General features: G+C 61.1%; 21 protein-coding genes. 10 read left to right on the plus strand and 11 right to left on the minus strand.

Going from position 1 to position 16,902, the window contains the following annotated elements; genetic code table 11:
* Positions 1-127: 127 nt before the first annotated feature.
* Complete coding sequence (locus tag BJL86_RS13115) at positions 128-1,300, minus strand: epoxide hydrolase family protein (protein ID WP_067472387.1); 1,173 nt, start codon at positions 1,298-1,300, stop codon at positions 128-130.
* On the minus strand, positions 1,293-2,090 hold the full coding sequence (locus BJL86_RS13120) for an NAD(P)H-dependent oxidoreductase (RefSeq protein WP_067472384.1): 798 nt from the start codon (positions 2,088-2,090) through the stop codon (positions 1,293-1,295). The genes BJL86_RS13115 and BJL86_RS13120 overlap by 8 nt, the downstream gene beginning before the upstream one ends.
* An 88-nt stretch (positions 2,091-2,178) precedes the next feature.
* Between BJL86_RS13120 and BJL86_RS13125 the strand changes: the two genes are divergently transcribed.
* Complete coding sequence (locus BJL86_RS13125) at positions 2,179-2,523, plus strand: winged helix-turn-helix transcriptional regulator (protein ID WP_197487532.1); 345 nt, start codon at positions 2,179-2,181, stop codon at positions 2,521-2,523.
* Between the two features lie 122 nt (positions 2,524-2,645).
* Here the strand turns inward: BJL86_RS13125 and BJL86_RS13130 are convergent, their stop codons facing one another.
* Positions 2,646-3,020 carry a hypothetical protein gene (locus BJL86_RS13130; protein WP_067472381.1) on the minus strand — a complete coding sequence of 125 codons (375 nt, stop codon included), beginning with the start codon at positions 3,018-3,020 and terminating at the stop codon, positions 2,646-2,648.
* Between the two features lie 311 nt (positions 3,021-3,331).
* Between BJL86_RS13130 and BJL86_RS13135 the strand changes: the two genes are divergently transcribed.
* A complete protein-coding gene (locus tag BJL86_RS13135) occupies positions 3,332-3,727 on the plus strand; it encodes a hypothetical protein (protein ID WP_067472378.1) in 396 nt (131 codons plus the stop codon).
* A 93-nt stretch (positions 3,728-3,820) separates the two neighbouring features.
* On the opposite strand, the gene BJL86_RS13140 is transcribed toward BJL86_RS13135, so the two are convergent.
* Positions 3,821-4,444, minus strand: a complete 624-nt coding sequence (locus tag BJL86_RS13140) for a TetR family transcriptional regulator (RefSeq protein ID WP_067472426.1) — start codon at positions 4,442-4,444, stop codon at positions 3,821-3,823.
* Between the two features lie 104 nt (positions 4,445-4,548).
* Between BJL86_RS13140 and BJL86_RS13145 the strand changes: the two genes are divergently transcribed.
* Positions 4,549-5,193 carry a hypothetical protein gene (locus BJL86_RS13145; RefSeq protein ID WP_067472423.1) on the plus strand — a complete coding sequence of 215 codons (645 nt, stop codon included), beginning with the start codon at positions 4,549-4,551 and terminating at the stop codon, positions 5,191-5,193.
* 59 nt (positions 5,194-5,252) lie between these two features.
* Entirely contained in the window at positions 5,253-5,822 is a 570-nt protein-coding gene (locus BJL86_RS13150; RefSeq protein WP_067472376.1) for a YdeI/OmpD-associated family protein, read from the plus strand.
* A 64-nt stretch (positions 5,823-5,886) separates the two neighbouring features.
* On the opposite strand, the gene BJL86_RS13155 is transcribed toward BJL86_RS13150, so the two are convergent.
* Together BJL86_RS13155 and BJL86_RS13160 are read right to left on the minus strand one after the other, a co-directional pair.
* On the minus strand, positions 5,887-6,345 hold the full coding sequence (locus tag BJL86_RS13155) for a DoxX family protein (protein ID WP_067472373.1): 459 nt from the start codon (positions 6,343-6,345) through the stop codon (positions 5,887-5,889).
* 133 nt (positions 6,346-6,478) lie between these two features.
* Positions 6,479-6,718, minus strand: a complete 240-nt coding sequence (locus BJL86_RS13160) for a hypothetical protein (RefSeq protein WP_067472370.1) — start codon at positions 6,716-6,718, stop codon at positions 6,479-6,481.
* A 309-nt stretch (positions 6,719-7,027) separates the two neighbouring features.
* On the opposite strand from BJL86_RS13160, the gene BJL86_RS13165 reads away from it, so the two are divergent.
* From BJL86_RS13165 to BJL86_RS13180, 5 genes are all read left to right on the plus strand, one after another.
* Positions 7,028-7,309, plus strand: coding sequence for a DUF7218 family protein (locus BJL86_RS13165; protein ID WP_067472367.1), 282 nt, complete (start codon positions 7,028-7,030; stop codon positions 7,307-7,309).
* Positions 7,310-7,395: 86 nt separating this feature from the next.
* Positions 7,396-7,674 carry a hypothetical protein gene (locus BJL86_RS13170; protein WP_067472363.1) on the plus strand — a complete coding sequence of 93 codons (279 nt, stop codon included), beginning with the start codon at positions 7,396-7,398 and terminating at the stop codon, positions 7,672-7,674.
* Positions 7,675-7,995: 321 nt separating this feature from the next.
* Entirely contained in the window at positions 7,996-9,057 is a 1,062-nt protein-coding gene (locus BJL86_RS17185; RefSeq protein WP_156515228.1) for a DUF6602 domain-containing protein, read from the plus strand.
* Between the two features lie 224 nt (positions 9,058-9,281).
* On the plus strand, positions 9,282-9,551 hold the full coding sequence (locus tag BJL86_RS13175; protein WP_156515227.1) for a hypothetical protein: 270 nt from the start codon (positions 9,282-9,284) through the stop codon (positions 9,549-9,551).
* A 173-nt stretch (positions 9,552-9,724) separates the two neighbouring features.
* Complete coding sequence (locus BJL86_RS13180) at positions 9,725-10,333, plus strand: hypothetical protein (RefSeq protein ID WP_075845015.1); 609 nt, start codon at positions 9,725-9,727, stop codon at positions 10,331-10,333.
* Positions 10,334-10,586: 253 nt separating this feature from the next.
* On the opposite strand, the gene BJL86_RS17190 is transcribed toward BJL86_RS13180, so the two are convergent.
* The gene (locus BJL86_RS17190; RefSeq protein WP_156515226.1) at positions 10,587-10,988 is read right to left on the minus strand and encodes a hypothetical protein; all 402 of its coding nucleotides are present in this window, start codon (positions 10,986-10,988) and stop codon (positions 10,587-10,589) included.
* Positions 10,989-12,390: 1,402 nt separating this feature from the next.
* On the opposite strand from BJL86_RS17190, the gene BJL86_RS17430 reads away from it, so the two are divergent.
* The gene (locus tag BJL86_RS17430) at positions 12,391-12,564 is read left to right on the plus strand and encodes a hypothetical protein (RefSeq protein WP_197487531.1); all 174 of its coding nucleotides are present in this window, start codon (positions 12,391-12,393) and stop codon (positions 12,562-12,564) included.
* Between the two features lie 114 nt (positions 12,565-12,678).
* On the opposite strand, the gene BJL86_RS13185 is transcribed toward BJL86_RS17430, so the two are convergent.
* The 4 genes from BJL86_RS13185 to BJL86_RS13200 all read right to left on the minus strand — a co-directional run bounded on the left by BJL86_RS13185 (position 12,679) and on the right by BJL86_RS13200 (position 16,888).
* Positions 12,679-13,158, minus strand: coding sequence for a MarR family winged helix-turn-helix transcriptional regulator (locus BJL86_RS13185; RefSeq protein ID WP_156515225.1), 480 nt, complete (start codon positions 13,156-13,158; stop codon positions 12,679-12,681).
* Positions 13,159-13,266: 108 nt separating this feature from the next.
* On the minus strand, positions 13,267-14,247 hold the full coding sequence (gene ccsB, locus BJL86_RS13190; protein WP_067472349.1) for a c-type cytochrome biogenesis protein CcsB: 981 nt from the start codon (positions 14,245-14,247) through the stop codon (positions 13,267-13,269).
* On the minus strand, positions 14,247-15,917 hold the full coding sequence (resB, locus tag BJL86_RS13195) for a cytochrome c biogenesis protein ResB (protein WP_082908369.1): 1,671 nt from the start codon (positions 15,915-15,917) through the stop codon (positions 14,247-14,249). Before resB ends, ccsB begins: the two co-directional genes overlap by 1 nt.
* 14 nt (positions 15,918-15,931) lie before the next feature.
* Positions 15,932-16,888, minus strand: a complete 957-nt coding sequence (locus tag BJL86_RS13200; protein WP_067472346.1) for an SDR family NAD(P)-dependent oxidoreductase — start codon at positions 16,886-16,888, stop codon at positions 15,932-15,934.
* Positions 16,889-16,902: the final 14 nt, after the last annotated feature.

A 16,902-nucleotide genomic window follows, 5' to 3' on the forward strand; every position in this document is an offset into this window, starting at 1 on the left:
CGTGAGTTCGATTAGTTGAATGGAACTCTACGTTTTGAAGCGATCATGCTTCCGTTAAGTCACAAGCGAAGACGTCGAACCAAATTAGGCGAGTAGCTTTCAGATTGAGCAATTTAGCAGCCTGGAGCTATTTCGCAAGGACAGCTCGAAGCCCCTCGCGAAGGTCCTTGACGAAATACTCGGGCCGTTCCAGAGACGGAAAGTGCCCCCCGGCATCAGGCGTATTCCACCGCACGATGTTGCGGTACCGCTTCTGGGCCCAAACGCGCGGGCAGTGAGAACTGATGTCGGCCGGGTACATCGTGATGGCGGACGGAACGTCGACGAGTAGCTCTGGATCCAGTGAATCGTGGCTCTCGAAGTAAATTCGCGCCGCCGACGCCCCGGTTCCGGTCAGCCAATACAGGGTCACGTTGTCGAGGATGCGGTCCAGGCTGATCGTCTCCAACGGAGAGTCGACGGTGTCAGACCATTCGGCGAACTTGTCGAGGATCCACGCAAGCAAGCCGACTGGGGAATCTACGAGCGAGTAGCCGATGGTCTGCGGGCGGGTGGCCTGTTGCTTCGCATACGCAGCGTGGGTTTTCCAGAAGTCTGCGGTCGCATCAATCCATTCGATTTCATCCGCAGAAAGCCCGTCCTTCGAGAGCCCAGGCAGCGCGGCGGCATACGTCGAATGGATCCCTAGGACCTGCCCGGGAAAGCGGGCACCGAGAATCGTCGTGATCGGCCCACCCCAGTCACCGCCGTGCGCGAGGAAATCGGAGTAGCCAATTCTTCCCATGAGTTCCACCCATACTGCGGCGATCCGTTCAGTACCCCACCCCGTAGCGACTGGCTTCCCGCTAAACCCAAAACCGGGCAATGACGGCGCGACTACGTGGAATGCCGGCGCGGACTCGTCCTCTGGATCGGCTAACTCGTCGATGATGTCGACAAACTCGGCGACGCTGCCCGGCCATCCGTTGGTGAGTATCAAGGCAGGTGCATCCGGTCGAGGCGATCTCCGGTGCAGGAAATGGATACCCAGGCCTTCGATCTTCGTGAAGTATTGGCCGATTTCGTTGAGCCGTCGTTCGAAGCGACGCCAGTCGTATTCGTTCCGCCAATAGTCGACAAACTCGACAAGGTCCTCCAGCGGGACGCCTTGATCCCAACGGCTGCGGCCCAGCGAGGGTCGGTGGACCGTCTCCGCTTCCGGCAACCGCGCCCTGTCCAGTCGTTCACGGAGGTCCTCGAGTTCGGCGTCGGGGACGTCGAGGACGAACTCGCGGAGTAAATCATCTCGTTGCTCATTCATGCAGACATCCCGCTTTCTTGTGGTCTATATGTATCGACAGCCCGGTTTGGCCGGGAAGGACGTGATCTGCCAGCGCCCACTGCTCTGTGTACTCGCCCGCGAATTGTGGCCGGTACGGAATGGGCGTGCTGGTGAAGATCTGCCACAGCCTCGACTCCACCTCGTCGCGCACTTCGCGGAACCCATCGTCAGTGAGACGGTCCGCCGAGGGAATGGCCAAAGGATCGAGCACGTCGAAGCCCGTGTACGCGAGGGTTCCGTGGAGGAGCCCGAAGAGTAGCTCGTGGAGTTCGCCGCTCTTCCCTCTCGGGCCTATCGCCTGCGGTCGGTCGCCCAATGTCGTGATAACGAGCGCGCGCTTTCCTCGGAACGGGCCATTTTCGAAACGGAGCCGGGTTCCGGTGTCCGGGTCGGTTCCGAAGGCGAATCCTGAGTGGAGGACGCGGTCGAACCACCCCTTGAGGATCGCCGGCACCCCGTACCACCACAACGGGAATTGAAGGACCACCGCGTCAGAGGCCCGAATCTTGCCTTGCTCCGCCCGGACATCCGCGGGCAACCGATTTTCCACGTAGGCACGACGAACGCTGTTCGTAGGGTGAAAGTCCTCAACCGTCTCGCCGTAGCTTTCGCCGTCGAGCACCGGATTCCATCCCATCCGGTACAGGTCCGAGGAAAGGACCTCAATACCGTTGGACCTCAACGCTGCGATTCCCTCGCTCGTGAGCGCATGGTTGAGCGAGCGCGTCGACGGATGAGCGCTGATCCACAGAACTTTCCGATGAGTCATGTCTCCATCATCAGCTGCCCGGCAGCACGCCGTACAGTACGTACACTTGTGCCGCGTACGGACATATATGACCGCGAGGGGATAATCGATGCGCAATTCAGTGGAGAAAGCACTGGAAGTGTGCCCGGTCGAAGTAGCAGTCGCGATCCTCGGTGGGAGCTGGAAGCTCAGCATCGTCAAGGAACTTCTCGAGCGCGGGACATTACGCACCGCGGAGCTCCATCGCTCGATCCCGTTGGTCAGCGAACGGACCTTGACGCGACAGCTGCGGGAGCTTGAGCAGGACGGAATCATCGATCGGACCGTTTATCCGCAGGTTCCTCCACGCGTCGAATATTCGCTAACCAATTTGGGTGAGACCTTGCGTCCGATCGTCGAGTCGATGAACGAGTGGGGCAAGACCTTTACTGCGCAGCTCCCCTCGACCGAATAAATGAAGCGAAGGCAGGACACTCCGTTTGGAGTGTCCTGCCTTCGTGCCGCCGAAGATTGGGAATGGACAGGTTCTGAACGGGCCGCGCCCTGAAAGACGGCCCGCGAGATCAGCGTCCGTACTTAGGCGCCGCTCGCCGCGATTGCTGCGGCGACCGCGAAGCCGACGGCGATGACGCCGGCGAAGAGAATTCCGGTGTTGCTGAGGCTGCCGGAGGTCTCGCCTTCTTCTTCGTCGCCATTGGAGCCGGGGTTGAGGCTGGACGAATCGAGCCCGCCTGCGCCGATGATGTCGCTTCCGGTGGCGACGCTTCCCGACTTATCGCCTTCGAGGTTGCTGCCGAACCCGTTGGCGGTGCTTCCGCCGAGACCGGTTTCGACGGCGCTACCGAAGGGATTGTCGCCATCAAAGAGGTTGGAGGACTGGGCCGTTGCTGCGGGAGCAGAGGCGAGGACAAGGGATGCCGTGAACGCGACGGCGGCAAGTGTTTTCTTCATGAAACTACCTTAACAACAAATTAGCGTTTTGACGCTCCCAAGATATCCCCGCAGCTATGGAGATAAGTCACCATTCATCCAGGCGCCGACCGACCGGTGGTGAACCACTGGTCAACCTCCGGCACTACCCACCACTGAACCGCAAAAGGCGAAGACGGGGGCGGACCCAAACAGGAACACTTTCTAATATTCCCGCTGTCGACATATAGTTAAGTTGATGTTTATCAGCCAGTGGCAACTCGAAACATCACTCACCACCAGCTATCGGCTAGGAAACTATCGACCTGCCGCAAAACCATAAGGGGAAACCTATGAGTTCGAAACTCGCCAAGTCGGCCGCCGTTGTGGCCGCCGCCGCGATCGCCTTCTCCGGCGCACAGGGTGTCGCTTCGGCCGAAGAAGGCTCTCTTTCCTCCGGCTCGCTCGGTTCGACGTCAACGAACCCGGAGACCCACGGCTCGATCAACACCACCGACTCCCTCATTGGAGAGCCGACCCTTGGCTCGCTTGCTCCGGCCGTCGCCTCGATCGATTCCGGCTCGACCGCCACCACCTTGAAGATCGACAACGTCAATGGCGCGCTGCTCATCGGTGGCGGTCTCGCCGCCGGCGCAGCTGCCGCCATCGCGGTCGGCGTAGCCAACGGCACGATCCAGCTCCCCGAGGGCTTCGAACTCCCCGCTGGCATCCAGATCCCGGGCCTCTAACCCCCGAGATCGACAAGGCACTCCACGAACGCCGGGCCTTCGCACACGCGAAAGCCCGGCGTTCTTTGCATTTATGCCCGCCGCTCGCCGCAGCTACTTCCCCCCGGCGCCCTTCGCCTCCCCGAGCACGTAATCAGCAGCGAGCCGTAGAGTATCCAGCTCGGCCTGTGCGCGCGGCACCTCCGTCGGCATTACCTGCGCGATGGACAGGCCGTTGACAACGTTGAGCAGGAGCGCCACCCGCGCCGAATTGTCTCCGGCAGGAACCGCCCCTTCGCCCTGGAGCACGCGCAGGCAGTAGTCGAGCCGCCGACGAATCTCGCGGTCGATCGCCAGGAACTCGTCTCGAGCGGCCTGGGTAGGTTCACCCGCAACGTAGCTCTCAAATGCCCGTCGCCACGCATCGCGCGAATCCACCTTGTCCCCCGCCGGCGCAAGCAACCGCTGCAGGCACGCCACGAGACGCTCGTGCGCCGACAGCGAGCGATCGTGAATGCTGTCTTCCGGCAGCAGCACGTCGTACACGACCCCGAGCGCCGCGTCCATCAGCTCCCGCTGCGTCGGGAAGTGATGCCGCAGCGAACCCGTGCTCACCTCCGCACGCGCGGCGACCGCCCGCACGCTCAAGATCGCCCCCGGCCCCTCGCCGAGCATCGTCGTCGCGGCCCACAGAATCCTGTCGCGACTCCCCAACCCCTCAGGTGGACGCTGTCCCATGATCTTCTCCATCACGCTGTGCTAGTACACCGTGATAGTATCACGAACCAACGCACTAACACGCTGTACTGGTTCGCCCCGTGGCGCGCCTCGAAGGGTCCGAAATGCTGGAAGAATGGAAGAACAAGCGCGCCGCCAAACGAATCGTCCCCGGAGACGGCACCCCACTCAAGCGATTCCGCTGGTGGCACCACATCACCGGCCGCAAGCTCGGCTATGTCCACGCCCACGGCGCCGCGGGCCGCGAGCTTACCTACGCGGTCGACGTGCGCACCGGCGGCGAGCACCCACTCGCCCACCTCTACGTCGGCGGCTTCCAGGAGGCCACGTCCCGCCTCCCCGCCCTCTTCACGGTCGATGGCGGCTCGATTCACGTGGCGCTCAGCTCCTCCGGCCTCAAGCGCTTCCACTTCGTCGATGACGCCGGACAGTCCCATCACCTCGAGCCGGACGCGCGCTCGGCTGCCGGCAGACGGATTGCCCTCGCACGCCGGCATCCGCGCGCGGACGCCGTCATCGCGTGGATTTCGGTGATCTTGCTGATCGTGGGCGTCGGACTCAATGCCGTGCAGATCATCGAGCCCATCGCCAACATCCCGCCGCTGGTCGAGCGGTTTGGCCATTTCGAGTCGCCGATCCACCTGCCGCTGTGGCTCAACGTCGTGCTCGCGCTGGGCGCGGCTGCGGCCACGACCGAGCGAAGCCTGCGGCTGCGGCACCATTGGCTCCTCGACAGCTTCGGCGCGTAGGACAATCGGAATATACTTGGAACCCAATACGCCCACCGACCCGAAACTGGAGAATCGCGATGGCTGAGAAGACCGCAACGAAGAAGAATTCCGCGCCTGCGACCTCGATCGACTTTTCCGCGGAGGTCGACAGGCTCGGTGAACGGCTCATCGTTCGGCTACCGGAGGCGGCGAGCAAGGAACTTCCCTCGCGTGGGCAGGTCGCCGTCAACGCGAAGATGAACGACCACGCCTTCGACACCGTCCTCGAGCCGGATGGGAAGAAGGGACATTGGATCTCCGTGGGCGCAGCGCTGGAGAAGGCGCTGGGGCTCGACGGCGGCACCGAGGTGGCGGTGGAGGTGACGCCGACGAAAGAGTGGCCCGAGCCGGAGGTGCCGGACGATCTGCGGGCGGCGCTCGATGCGGCGCCGGAGCTCATCGGGACGTGGGAGGACATCACCCCGATGGCACGGTGGGAGTGGGTGCGCTGGATCGGCGCGACGAAGAGCGCGGCCACCCGCGACAAGCGCGTGCACGTAACTATCGACAAGATCGATAACGGTAAGCGTCGGCCGTGCTGCTTCGACCTGTCCTCGTGCACGGACCCGGAGCTGGCGAAGAGTGGGAAGCTCGTCGACTCGCTGTAGCGGACACAAAAACGCGCGGCGCGCCCCGAAGGACGCGCCGCGCGTGAATCTGCGGGCCAAGCAGTTACGCGACGACGGGTGCGGTGCGCTTGCGGCCGGCGACGAGCCAGTCGACGCTGAAGCGTCCTGCGCCGACGATCGCGAGGAGAAGCGCGCCGAAGCCGAGGACGGCGATCAGTTCCCAGCCTCCTGCGTCAACAAAGATTTCTGTTCCTGCGTGGACGTAGATGAAGGCGCCCACCATGTCGACGAACAGCAGCACGCCGACCACGGGCATCAGCACGCCGGCGAGGAGCGCGATGCCGCCGCCGAACTCGATGATGATCGCGAACGCCGCCGCCACCGCGGGTGCCGGGATGCCCATCGCCTCGAAGGCGTCGGCCTGGCCGCCGAAGCCGTTCTCGGAGATCTTCTGCCAGCCGTGGGCGATGAAGACGATGCCGAGGATTACGCGGAATGCCAGAAGTGCGAGGTCGCTGAGCGCCGCGCGGGTGCCGGGGCCAGAGGTCAGGATGCGTGCCATGAGTGTCACCTAAAGGTCGTGGGGTAGGTACGGGCCCATCATTGTTGTCGTATCAACTACAAAGGTGCAAGCTCACACCCAAAAGCCCGCCGCAACTACCTTTTAGTAGCTGGGGCGGGCTCAGCGCATTCTCTTACGCGGACGCCGTATTCGGCGGCGCTGTCGCGTGGCTCCACGAATGTTCGACATTCGGGAAGCGCAGGAAAGATATTCCGATCGCGGCGAATCCGAGCGCCACGACGATCGCTCCGGGCACGACCATCCGTGGGATCAGCGCGTCGCCGACGAACAGGGAGCTGCCGATCAAAATCATCGCGAGTCCCACGACGATGATGTGCATTTGGTTGACCGGGTCTAGCTTTTGGGCAGACATTCGTTCGAACCTCCTTGCCGATCCTTATCTGAATCGGCGATTACTCCAGTCGTATCAGAGATATAGACACGACACGAGTTTTGTGAGATTTCGACAAGCCCGAACTTTGCACCGCCTGCCCCCGAACTTGATGTGGCCCGTCTCAGCAACGGAAGGTCCGCGAGATCTGTTGTCGGACCGAACAAATGGATGTGTGTCGCACGTCCGCGAGCGCAGTGAAGCCCCCACTGTCGGCCTCTGACTTGCCAGATCGATTACTCGTACAATGAGCGATGAGCGCCACATTTTCTATGAGTTGGGAGCTCGATCATGGCGAAGAAGAACGCACCCAAAGGTGGCGGGCCGTCCGTCAAGGACGACGATATGTACGAACGCCTCCGCGAAGAAGGCAACAGCAAGGAAAAATCCGCCCGAATAGCCAACGCCGCCGCAAATTCCTCGCGCAAGCAGGTCGGCAAGAAGGGCGGCAAGGCTGGCACCTACGAGGATTGGACCGTCGCCCAGTTACGCGATAAAGCCCGCGAGGTCGGCATCTCTGGACGGTCGACGATGAACAAGGGCGAACTCATCGAAGCGCTCCGAAATTCCTAGCGCTTTAGGTGCGCCGACCGAGTTCGGACAGTCCGTACACTGGCCGTTAAGTCGGTCTCACTTTTCTTTCGCCCTGGAGGTATCTCATGGGTTTCACTCTTACCGCCACGATCATCGCCGTTTTGGCGGGCATTGCCGCGTTCTTCGCGTGGCGCGAGAACCGCATGATCTCGATCGTGTGCGGATTCATTTGCGCCATCGCCTCGGCACTTGCAATCCTCGCGGCATTCATCAAGACCGTTGCCCTCGTATTCAAGCTCCTGCCGATCATCCTGCTCGTCCTCGCGATCTGGTTGATCTATCGCGCGGTCACCAAGGACCGCGACGACAAGAGCACCACCGTCCAGTCGCGCTACAACGGATAGTCTTATTCGAAGTGCCGAACCCGAAAAGCGAACCACAGGACTTCTCGGCGGTGGCCACTTCGCCGATCACTCCCTTCAGAAGACTTCTCCAGTGGCACGCCCTTGGAATTCTTCTGGATTAGCATTTCGATCTGACGCAAAATCTCAACACAACCATTGAGCGCTTGAGCTGCAGGCAAGTTCCGCCGCCGAGCGAAGAGCTACAAGTGCGCTGGCTACATGTTGGTCCCAGAGTTTGCTGTCTCAACTAAGTCGACCTATTCCTCAACAACTATTCTTAGTGGTTTCGGTCGAAAAGTTTGCGATTAAGGATCAGGAACATTGAGCGACTTCATCAGATATGAGGATGCCAGTGAATACACGTTTGGGAATCTCGGAGGATACGCCCAAAAGCCAACAGGCAACCATTTGAATTGGCTTGAGTTAGCCTCTTCGAGGATGGAAAGGGACTACGAAGAAGCATTCGAACGTGCTTCCAAGCGCACCGGCCGAAGTCAAGAATCGGGGATGCAGACTGAAGCTGCTTGGGCTTCGTTTCTGGAAAATTGGTTGCCGCCTCAATACGAAGTGGTGCAGAACAAGCATATTTACGGAGAAGTGGAAACAGGTGAAGATCCCGACGAGACGGACATTGTCGTCCTCCGCCCGAGCTACCCCACGTCGCTTCGTAAAGAATCACACATTCTAGTGAGTGGCGTCGCCGCAGCTTTTTCGGTGAAATCGACGCTGAACTCTAGCGGCATACAGGAAGCAGCGGATTCGTGTGCCCGCCTTCACCGAACTCTCGCGCCCCGGGAGGGGACAGCACGGAAAGAGCTGACGCGTCCATTCGTATTCGGACTACTTGCAAGCTCTCACACCTGGAAGAAAGAAAGCTCCAGCCCTAGATTCAATATGTCAAAACAGCTTTTCGAAGCTGACCAGAACTTTGCTTCAACTCCCGCGGCATCCTTAGACATGGCATGCGTACTGGATTTGGGAACGTGGAATCATATTACGAGCGTCAGTCCACCCACACCCATACCTACGCAACTAGTCGAAGATCTATCTGCCGAAGACCGAGAGGCGGCTATCGAATCCTTCAGCACGATGCAAGTTCGCTCAACGTTCGCGCTAAATCCCGCAAATCGAGAAGGCGACGTCTTGGCGTCATTCCTTACGTCGTTGTACTCCAGGTTGGCATTGGAAGATCGTGAACTGAAATCCCTTGCCGATTCGTTCTCGCTTATGGGCGCAGACTCTGGAGGTCGCGACAGGAGCCGCGATTGGGAAGTAGATCAAATTCTTTCACCAGCGGTTAGCGAAACGAATTGGCAGCTTTGGGACCATTTCACCTTCGGAGCTCCGTTTTCAACAACATACGGCTGGCATGTGCCATGGTGACCCACCCGAATAGACTCATCTGGACTCAGCGCAAAAGAGTCGCGGCTCGGCTCGACCACTTTCACGCTCTTGCGACACGTCAAGTCGTCAACCTCAGTCGCGAACCCCGAGAAACCCAGGGACCAAAGATCGGGGTCTTCCCCGAAGATTTCGCACGTACCGCTGAATAACGTTGAGGGCGTAGTTATCGCTCTATTCAGCACCGGAGGTGCGTCATGGGTTTCATGTTCACCACAATCGTCATCGCCGCCCTCGCCGGCTACGGCGCCTACTCGTTCTGGGACAAGAATCGCTTCATCGGGCTCTGCCTCGCATCCGTGAGCGGCGTAGCGGCGGTTGTCGCTTTCTTCATCCTTCTCTTCCAGGCCGTGGCGCTCACGTTCAAGCTTCTCCCGCTCATCGTTGTCGGGGTCGTCGTGTGGCTCATCTACCTCGGGATTCAGTCCCGCAACGACACCGGCCCCTCGAGCGCGAGCCCCGAGTACACGGAATAGTTCGCCCAAGAATTCTCCCAATACCGTTGTGAATCTTGCCGTTTGCCGGATAGTTGCGGGCGCGTCGGGTGTAATGGCGACAAGGCACACGCCGATGTTCGGTGTGACACAGCGACGCGCGCGGAGTGGCAGTGCGGGGAGATGAGGAAGGCTCAATGATGGTCGCAAGAGCCATGAAACCCAGTACACGAATCGCCGTCGGCATTGTCGCGGCGACCGGACTCGCTGCGTCCTCCCCATTTGGGGCGACCGCAAACGCACAAACCGATACAGTCGACGCCGCCCTGGGCTCGGTGACCTCCGGTTCGGTCGGGATCGGCGGCGCAATCGGATCCGGCGAGGCAACCGGATCGCTGCCGGGCCAATGCACGGCCGTCGACCCGACGTTCGGATCGCTGGGAATCGGCCAGCGCAATTACACGACCGCCGTATCGGGTGAGCAGCCCGGCCACACCGCTTTCCTCGTTGACCAGAACCTGCCCTCGGAGGGATCCACGAAAACCGAGGATCCGGTAATCAACTGGAAGAACGAGGACACCGGCGAGACGGGCACCGTTACCCAGTACCCGCTTCCCGGGCACATCCATTGGTTCGAGTTCCAGGGCGAAGATGTGTGGGGGGCCGATATCGAAACCGGCCCCGGGCGAATCACATGGACGTTCGACGCTCACGAGACCGGAATCTTCATACCGGGATTGTCAGTCGAGATGATCACGGGTGGCCTGGTTCCGCCGCCCGTGCTCCCCTACACCGGTTGTGGCGGCGAAGTCGTCGTCCCCTAGTTCCATAACTATCCCCGGCACCGATCGCCGCTGCGTCCTGCCACCCCAGGGGGAAGGTGAAACTCTCACCGGTGTAAACCGCATGTTTGGAACTTGCATCGAACCAATTGGATAGTGCCCCTTGGAGTGGTGTGATTCGGATCGGTGTTTGGCCACGTGCGTCCTTCTAGGCACGCTAGGCCTTCGAATTTTCACCGAGAGCACCAGCCACTCCTGAACTCGGCGACTCGGGCGAAGGCCTCCCACCGAATGATTACTCCACCTTATAGGGCACTACTTTAACCCGACTTTTTCGATCATCTTGAATTCCCACTGTGGCTTGTTGCGGTATCCGAAGGTCCGTTACGAGAAGAGGAATGAGCAGCGTACACAGCAGCGCCGGCGTCCAAGGCAAAGATAAAGCTCCTGGAATTGTGGCCAAAGATGTGAGAATGACCAGCACAGCAAATTCTTGGTGCCACTTGGCCTTTTCGGTCGCTTCATCAGCGAGTCCGCTCTTATCCGTTCTGGAGCGCCGCCAAGCAGCGGCAAATAGAGCAAATGAAATGCCTACCGTGAGCAAGAGTACCGAGAGCAAAACTTGGTCGGGCTTGATCCAATGCCCCCATCGAAAACTAGCCGGAAATTCTGGATTGATGATGTAAGCGATAGTCAAGGGAGCGCCTAGAGCCACCGTCGGTAGGTACCCCGCGAGCCTCCAACATACGGGCACTCCGCACGCCTCGCCGCGCTTCCACATTCCGTTCTCGGACAAAAAGCGTGCACAAATCAGGAGACCGGCAATAGAGATCGATACCGCGCATAGCCCCACGATATTCTCTGAACGGGTCGCCGGATCAGCCCCTAGCCCCGACGCCCCGGAAACTAGCATGAATAGCATGATTGCTCCGCGTCGGCGCCATAGCTTCGCAGCTGTGCTCCAGATGCGGTTAGTCTCTGGACTCAATTCGGATGCCCATCGGTCGATTCGCCGCTCGTGAGTGCCTGCAAGCCAGCCGATGGCAAGTAGGGCCAATATGATTGCGAACTCAACGACGAATCGAATATCACGAGGTGGAAACAGCGACGTCCACACCATTAGTACCAGCAACGAAAACCACATAGCCAGACAAAGAATTCGCAGACTAGGTCTGACCCTTGAAGGCTTATCGATTGACCCAAGCCCGTACCCAAAGATCGTAAATAAGCTGATTGCCAGCGCAAGGATCGCCGTCCAATCTGTCTCAGTGACGTCCACCGAATTTCACCTCGAATCGATTCATGGCGCAGGTACCAGAAGGAATCATGCTCCACCCCTCTGACAAACCGACTCACCCTCGAGAGATAGCAGGAGGTATGCGACCGTGACCGGTCCAATTCCTTGCAGTCCCCGTTGCGCCGGATGTAGATCGTGCGCTCTGCCGAGTTTCCAGTGACACCTATGTATGCAAAGACTTTTCGAGGAGTCCACAGATCTAGACGGTTCTCCTCGGCTCTACAGTCTGAGTGTTTCCGTTGAGCTCAGGGATCTTCGCCTTGAGGCGATCCGCGCTGACATCTTCCGTTAGAGGAGAAGAATGGCCGCGCGCCTATGGAGACGGTCCGCTGCAAGTTCAGGAGAGGTTCTGAGCTTCAGTCTGAATTCGGAACCGGGAATTCAGCTGGCGCTGGCTACACGGATAAACGGGCATTGAAGCGACGACCGAGCAATCGGTATTCGCAGGGAATCGCAATTCCGCGAAATTTAATAGATGCGCACGGTGTTAAAAAGCCGTTAGTCGTGCGCGGATAATTTCAACATTTCAACTTTCGTCTCGAGATTTCCAACCGTTTCCTTGGGCGGCACTTCCCATGGCGGGCGGGGGCGCTTCGCAAGTGTACGGCGGACATCCTGAGAGCGGCGGAGATCTGACAGCGCGATAGGGCGCCAAGTGTCCTGGGTAAACCCGGCAACCCGGAGACGAAACTTAGTTCGGCTACTAGACTCTGCGGTGTTTGCCTGTGCGCTGTGCATGCGCGTGTGGATCGCGCGGTTCGATGCCGTGCACGCTGGAAGTCCGCCGAACCGGAAGGCCCGAATGAGAAGTAGGTCCGACGTCATGCCCGATGGAGCGCGGGCGGTCCGCGCCACGGACCTCCGTAAGAGCTATCGGAGCGGCGGAGGGAAGGGGCACGCGCTCGATGGGCTGACGGTCGACTTCGCGCGCGGGCAGTGGACGGCGATCATGGGCGCGTCGGTGTCGGGCAAGTAGACACTGATGTATTGACTCGCCGGGCTGGACACTCCAAATCCAGGAAGGATGCGTTCGAAATGGAGCGCATTCAAGGCAAAAACGGCCTCGACTGTCTAGACCGGGCGTTTTCGACTAGGAACGTATGCCCTCGGGCTCGGACTCATCCACTTCCTCTTGCTTTCGATCTTCTTCGAAGATCGCTTGTTCCAGGCGGTTCAATATGCCGCTTGCTTCAACAAGCGTTCTCAACTCGGCGACGTCGAGATGCTCGTTGGCGATTTGCGCCAGTTTGTCGTCACGGAGCTTTCGGTCATGCTCCAGAACTGCTCGGCCCGTGTCCGTAAGGGAATAATGCCTACGCCGGCGATCTTCTCCGAAGATGCAGGTGAGCAAGCCGTCGCGCTCCAGCCTGTTCGTATAAGTCGCAACATTCGACCGTTGCATTCGTAGCCCATCGGCTATTGCCCCGGATGTTTGAACGCCCCCGGACTTCTCAATCGCATAAAGGACCAAGAGTTCGCTCAAGTGGCGAACATCGAACTGATGAAGTTTCAGGGCCCGATGCAATTGCAGCACGCCCCGTCTTAATTCGAATGCTTCCCTACCGTCCACCTGGCAGACATTAGCGCAGCCGCCCCACTCTTGACACTCCCCAGGTAGAAGTTTTCATCGACTTGAGCGAACTCTTGGTACTCCATGCGCTCTCGCGTCGATACGCCTCTACCCGAGCCCTGCGTAGGAATGGAGGCCGGAGACGACCATGTTGATGAAGAACAGGTTGAAAATGTTGACTGCGAGGCCGAGGATGTTGATCCAAGCGGCGCGGTTGGCGCCCCAGCCGGTGGTCGCACGCGCGTGCAGGTACGCGGCGTAGACGATCCAGTTGATAAAGGCGACGGTCTCCTTGGGGTCCCAGCCCCAAAACCGCCCCCACGCAGATTCGGCCCAGATGGCGCCGAAGATGACGCCGATGCCGAAGATCGGGAAACCGAGCAGCGTGGTGTAGTACGCCATCCGATCGATAGATTCCTTCGACGGCAAAGGCCGCGCGATGGAACCGAAGAAGCCCGACTCCTCCCCCTTCGACTGGTACGAGCGCAGGAGGAAGGTAATAGAGAAGAGGCCCGACAGCAACAGAATGCCCGAGCCGAGCGTGATGGTGGTGACGTGAATCGGCACCCAGTACGTTTGCAGCGCCGGCATGACGGGGGCTGCATCGGTGTAAAGGACGCGGACCGCGACCGTCATCATCACCAACACCGGGAGCAGGACCCACGGCCACAGCTGGCGGTAGCCGGGCTTGCGCAGGAACCACAGCGAGGCGATCATCACGAAGCCGAGCGTGAACATGACGTACTCGTACATGTTGCCGAGCGGCATGCGGTGAGTGGCGAAGCCACGGAGCACGACCGAGGCCACCATGAAGACGGTGCCGAGAGCGGAGAACAGGTACGCCAAGCGGGCCCACGGCCCTTCGGAGGCGGCGCCCGCCTCGGCGTCCGAGTGCTCCGTCGACGAGGTCGATTCCTCGATGGAGGTGCCGCCGCCGACCGTGGCGAGCTCGCGCTGCGGAGTAATGCGGCGGACGCGGTAGCGCGCGTAACCGACCGTTGCGATGACGAGGCCCACGAGAAGCAGGGCAAACGAAGTGTTGAACGCCAAATCCGAGTAGCGGGCGAGGTCGGTGTTCACGTCACTCATCAGACGCCTTCTTTCGTTGTCTTACCCAGCGAATCCAGGATCGATTGTCTCATGCGGTCGAACTCCTTACCCCATCCAGCTCGGTCGGTGCGAGCGAGGCCGCCCAGGGTGAGCACGGTACGTCCATCGTCATCCGTGGTAATGCGCGCCCAGAAGCGGCGGCGGCGCACGGAGATCGAGAGGATCAGGCCGCCCATCATGACCACGGCGGAGATGCCGACGTAGATCTGCGCGGGATCGTGCGAGACCTGAAGGTTCGCGAACTCCTGCGCACCGTCGAATCGGACCTCCACGCCGTTCGGGAGGGTCGTCGATTCGCCGGGCGCGAGGTTGACGCGGGCCTCGCGGTTGAGCAGTCCGTCGTCAATAAGCGTTTGGTCCAGTGAGAATACGCCGGGCATGCGGCCGGTCTCGAGGCCCGTGTCGCCGACGTAGACGTCGACTGCGACGGCCGGGTCGTTCATGGCGGGGAACGAGGAGGACAGCAGCTCGCCCTCGAAGGCGGCGGTCGGGGCGAACAGGCCCTGGATGGCGATGCCGTTCTCGACACGCTCGCCGAAGTCCGGGTACATGCCGGCAGGCGGGTCGAAGCGCATGACGCCGGAGGACAAGAAAGTCATCTGATCCGTCGGCGCCCATTGGTAGGTGTCCGTGCGGGTCTCGCCGTTCGGCCACGTGACCGTGAACGTCGGGGCGTAACCGTGGCCCTGCAGGTAGACGCGGTCACCGTTGATGCGCAGCGGATCGTTGACCTTGAGGTGGTGGGTGGCCCACGTGTTCGGATCCGAGGCCTCGACCTCGTCATTGTGGCGGATATCCGCGGAGAACATCTTGGCCTGGCCGTTGGGCAGGTAGTCCGCGGAGAAGTTGTCGACGCGGACGCAGAACGGGCTGAGCTCCGTGCCGTCGACGCGCAGGCCGGCGCGGAACGAGTCGAACGCGGCGGGCGTGGTGTTGCAGAACGCCGGGGCGTCGCGGCCCGGAATCTGGATGACCATGCCCTCGTAGTAGAAGAATTTGCCGAGCGCCATGGCGATGAGGAGCGCGAGCATGCCGAAGTGGAAGACGATATTGCCGATCTCGCGCAAGTAGCCACGCTCCGCGGAGAATTCCTTCGCGCCCTTGACGCGGCCGTCGCCGTCGCTGTAGCGGACGCGCCAGCCTTTGAGGTTGTCGCGGATTACGTCCTCGACCTCGTCGGGGGCGAGATCGGTGGTGACCTTGGCGTTGTGCGGGAGGCGGGTGAAGCGGCTCGGCGCCTTCGGCGGCTCCGTCTTGAGCTGGCGGACCAGCTCGAACGAGCGCGGGGTGAGGCAGCCGATGAGCGAGATGAACAGCAGCGCGTAGATCGCGGTGAACCACCACGAGGAGAACACGTCGAACAGCTGCACCGCGTCGAAGACCTTGCCGAGCGTCGGCCGCTCCGCGAGGTACTGGTCGACGTTCTGCTGGCTGAGGTTGCGCTGCGGGAGGAGCGCGCCCGGGATCGCGGCGATCGCGAGCATCATGAGCAGGATGAGCGCCGTGCGCATCTGCGTGAGGATGCGCCAGGCGTTACGGAACGGGGCGATTATGCGATTGGCGAGGCTCGGACCCGTGCGGGCCTTCTTCTCGGGCGCGGGAGACGGGCTCTCGCCCGGCTTCTCGTTCGACGTTGCGGTGGGGGCCATGAACTCTGCTTGAACTACTTTCGGAAGAAATCCACTGTGCGGGCGACGCCGGTGGCGATGTCGACACCGGGTGCCCACCCGAGGACGTCGCGGGCGCGGGCGGCATCGAGGGCGCTACGTGCGACATCACCAAGTCGTGGCGGGGCGAAGTCCGGGTTATCGGCGACCCCGATGGTCTCGGCGACGAGGGTGTGCAGCCGGCGGTCCGAGGTCTCCACGCCCGTGCCGATGTTGAAGCGGAGGCCGGCGGCCTGCTCGGTGGTGGCGGCGCGGAAGAAGGCGTCGACGACGTCGTCGACGAAGACGTAGTCGCGGGTGTTGCCGCCGTCGCCGAACACGCGGGTCGGGGTGCCGGCGAGGAGGCGCTCGGAGAAGATCGCCACGACTCCTGCCTCGCCGTGCGGGTTCTGGCGCGGGCCGTAGACGTTCGCCGGGGCGACCGCCGCCCACGAGATGCCGTAGAGCTGGGCGAACATCTCGAGGTAGATCTCGCCGGCGACCTTGCCCGCCGCGTAGGGGCTCAGCGGGTTGACCGGGCGGGAATCGGAGACCGGGATGTCGTCGGTCGGGCCGTAGATCGAGCCGCCTGAGGAGGTGAACACGATGCGCTGGGTGCCGGCACGGCGTGCCGCTTCGGCGATGCGGACGGTGCCGACGACGTTGACCTCCGAGTCGAAGATCGGGTCCTCCACGGACTTGCGGACGTCGATCTGCGCGGCGAGGTGGAAGATCGTGTGCGGGGCTTCGTTCTCGACGATCTGGGCGAGCGCCGGGTCGGTGATATCGACCTGGTGGAAGGAGAGTTTGCCGGTCTCCTGCGCCTTGGCGAGGTTCTCGCGGCGCCCGGAGACGAGGTTGTCGACAACCGCGACCTCGTAGCCCTCGGCGATGAGCCGGTCGACGAGGGTGGAACCGATGAACCCGGCGCCGCCGGTGACGAGAACCTTCTTGGGGTTGACCTCGGGGCTCATGGTTGTGGTCCTTT

It is taken from the genome of Dietzia timorensis (assembly GCF_001659785.1).
Lineage (GTDB): Bacteria > Actinomycetota > Actinomycetes > Mycobacteriales > Mycobacteriaceae > Dietzia > Dietzia timorensis.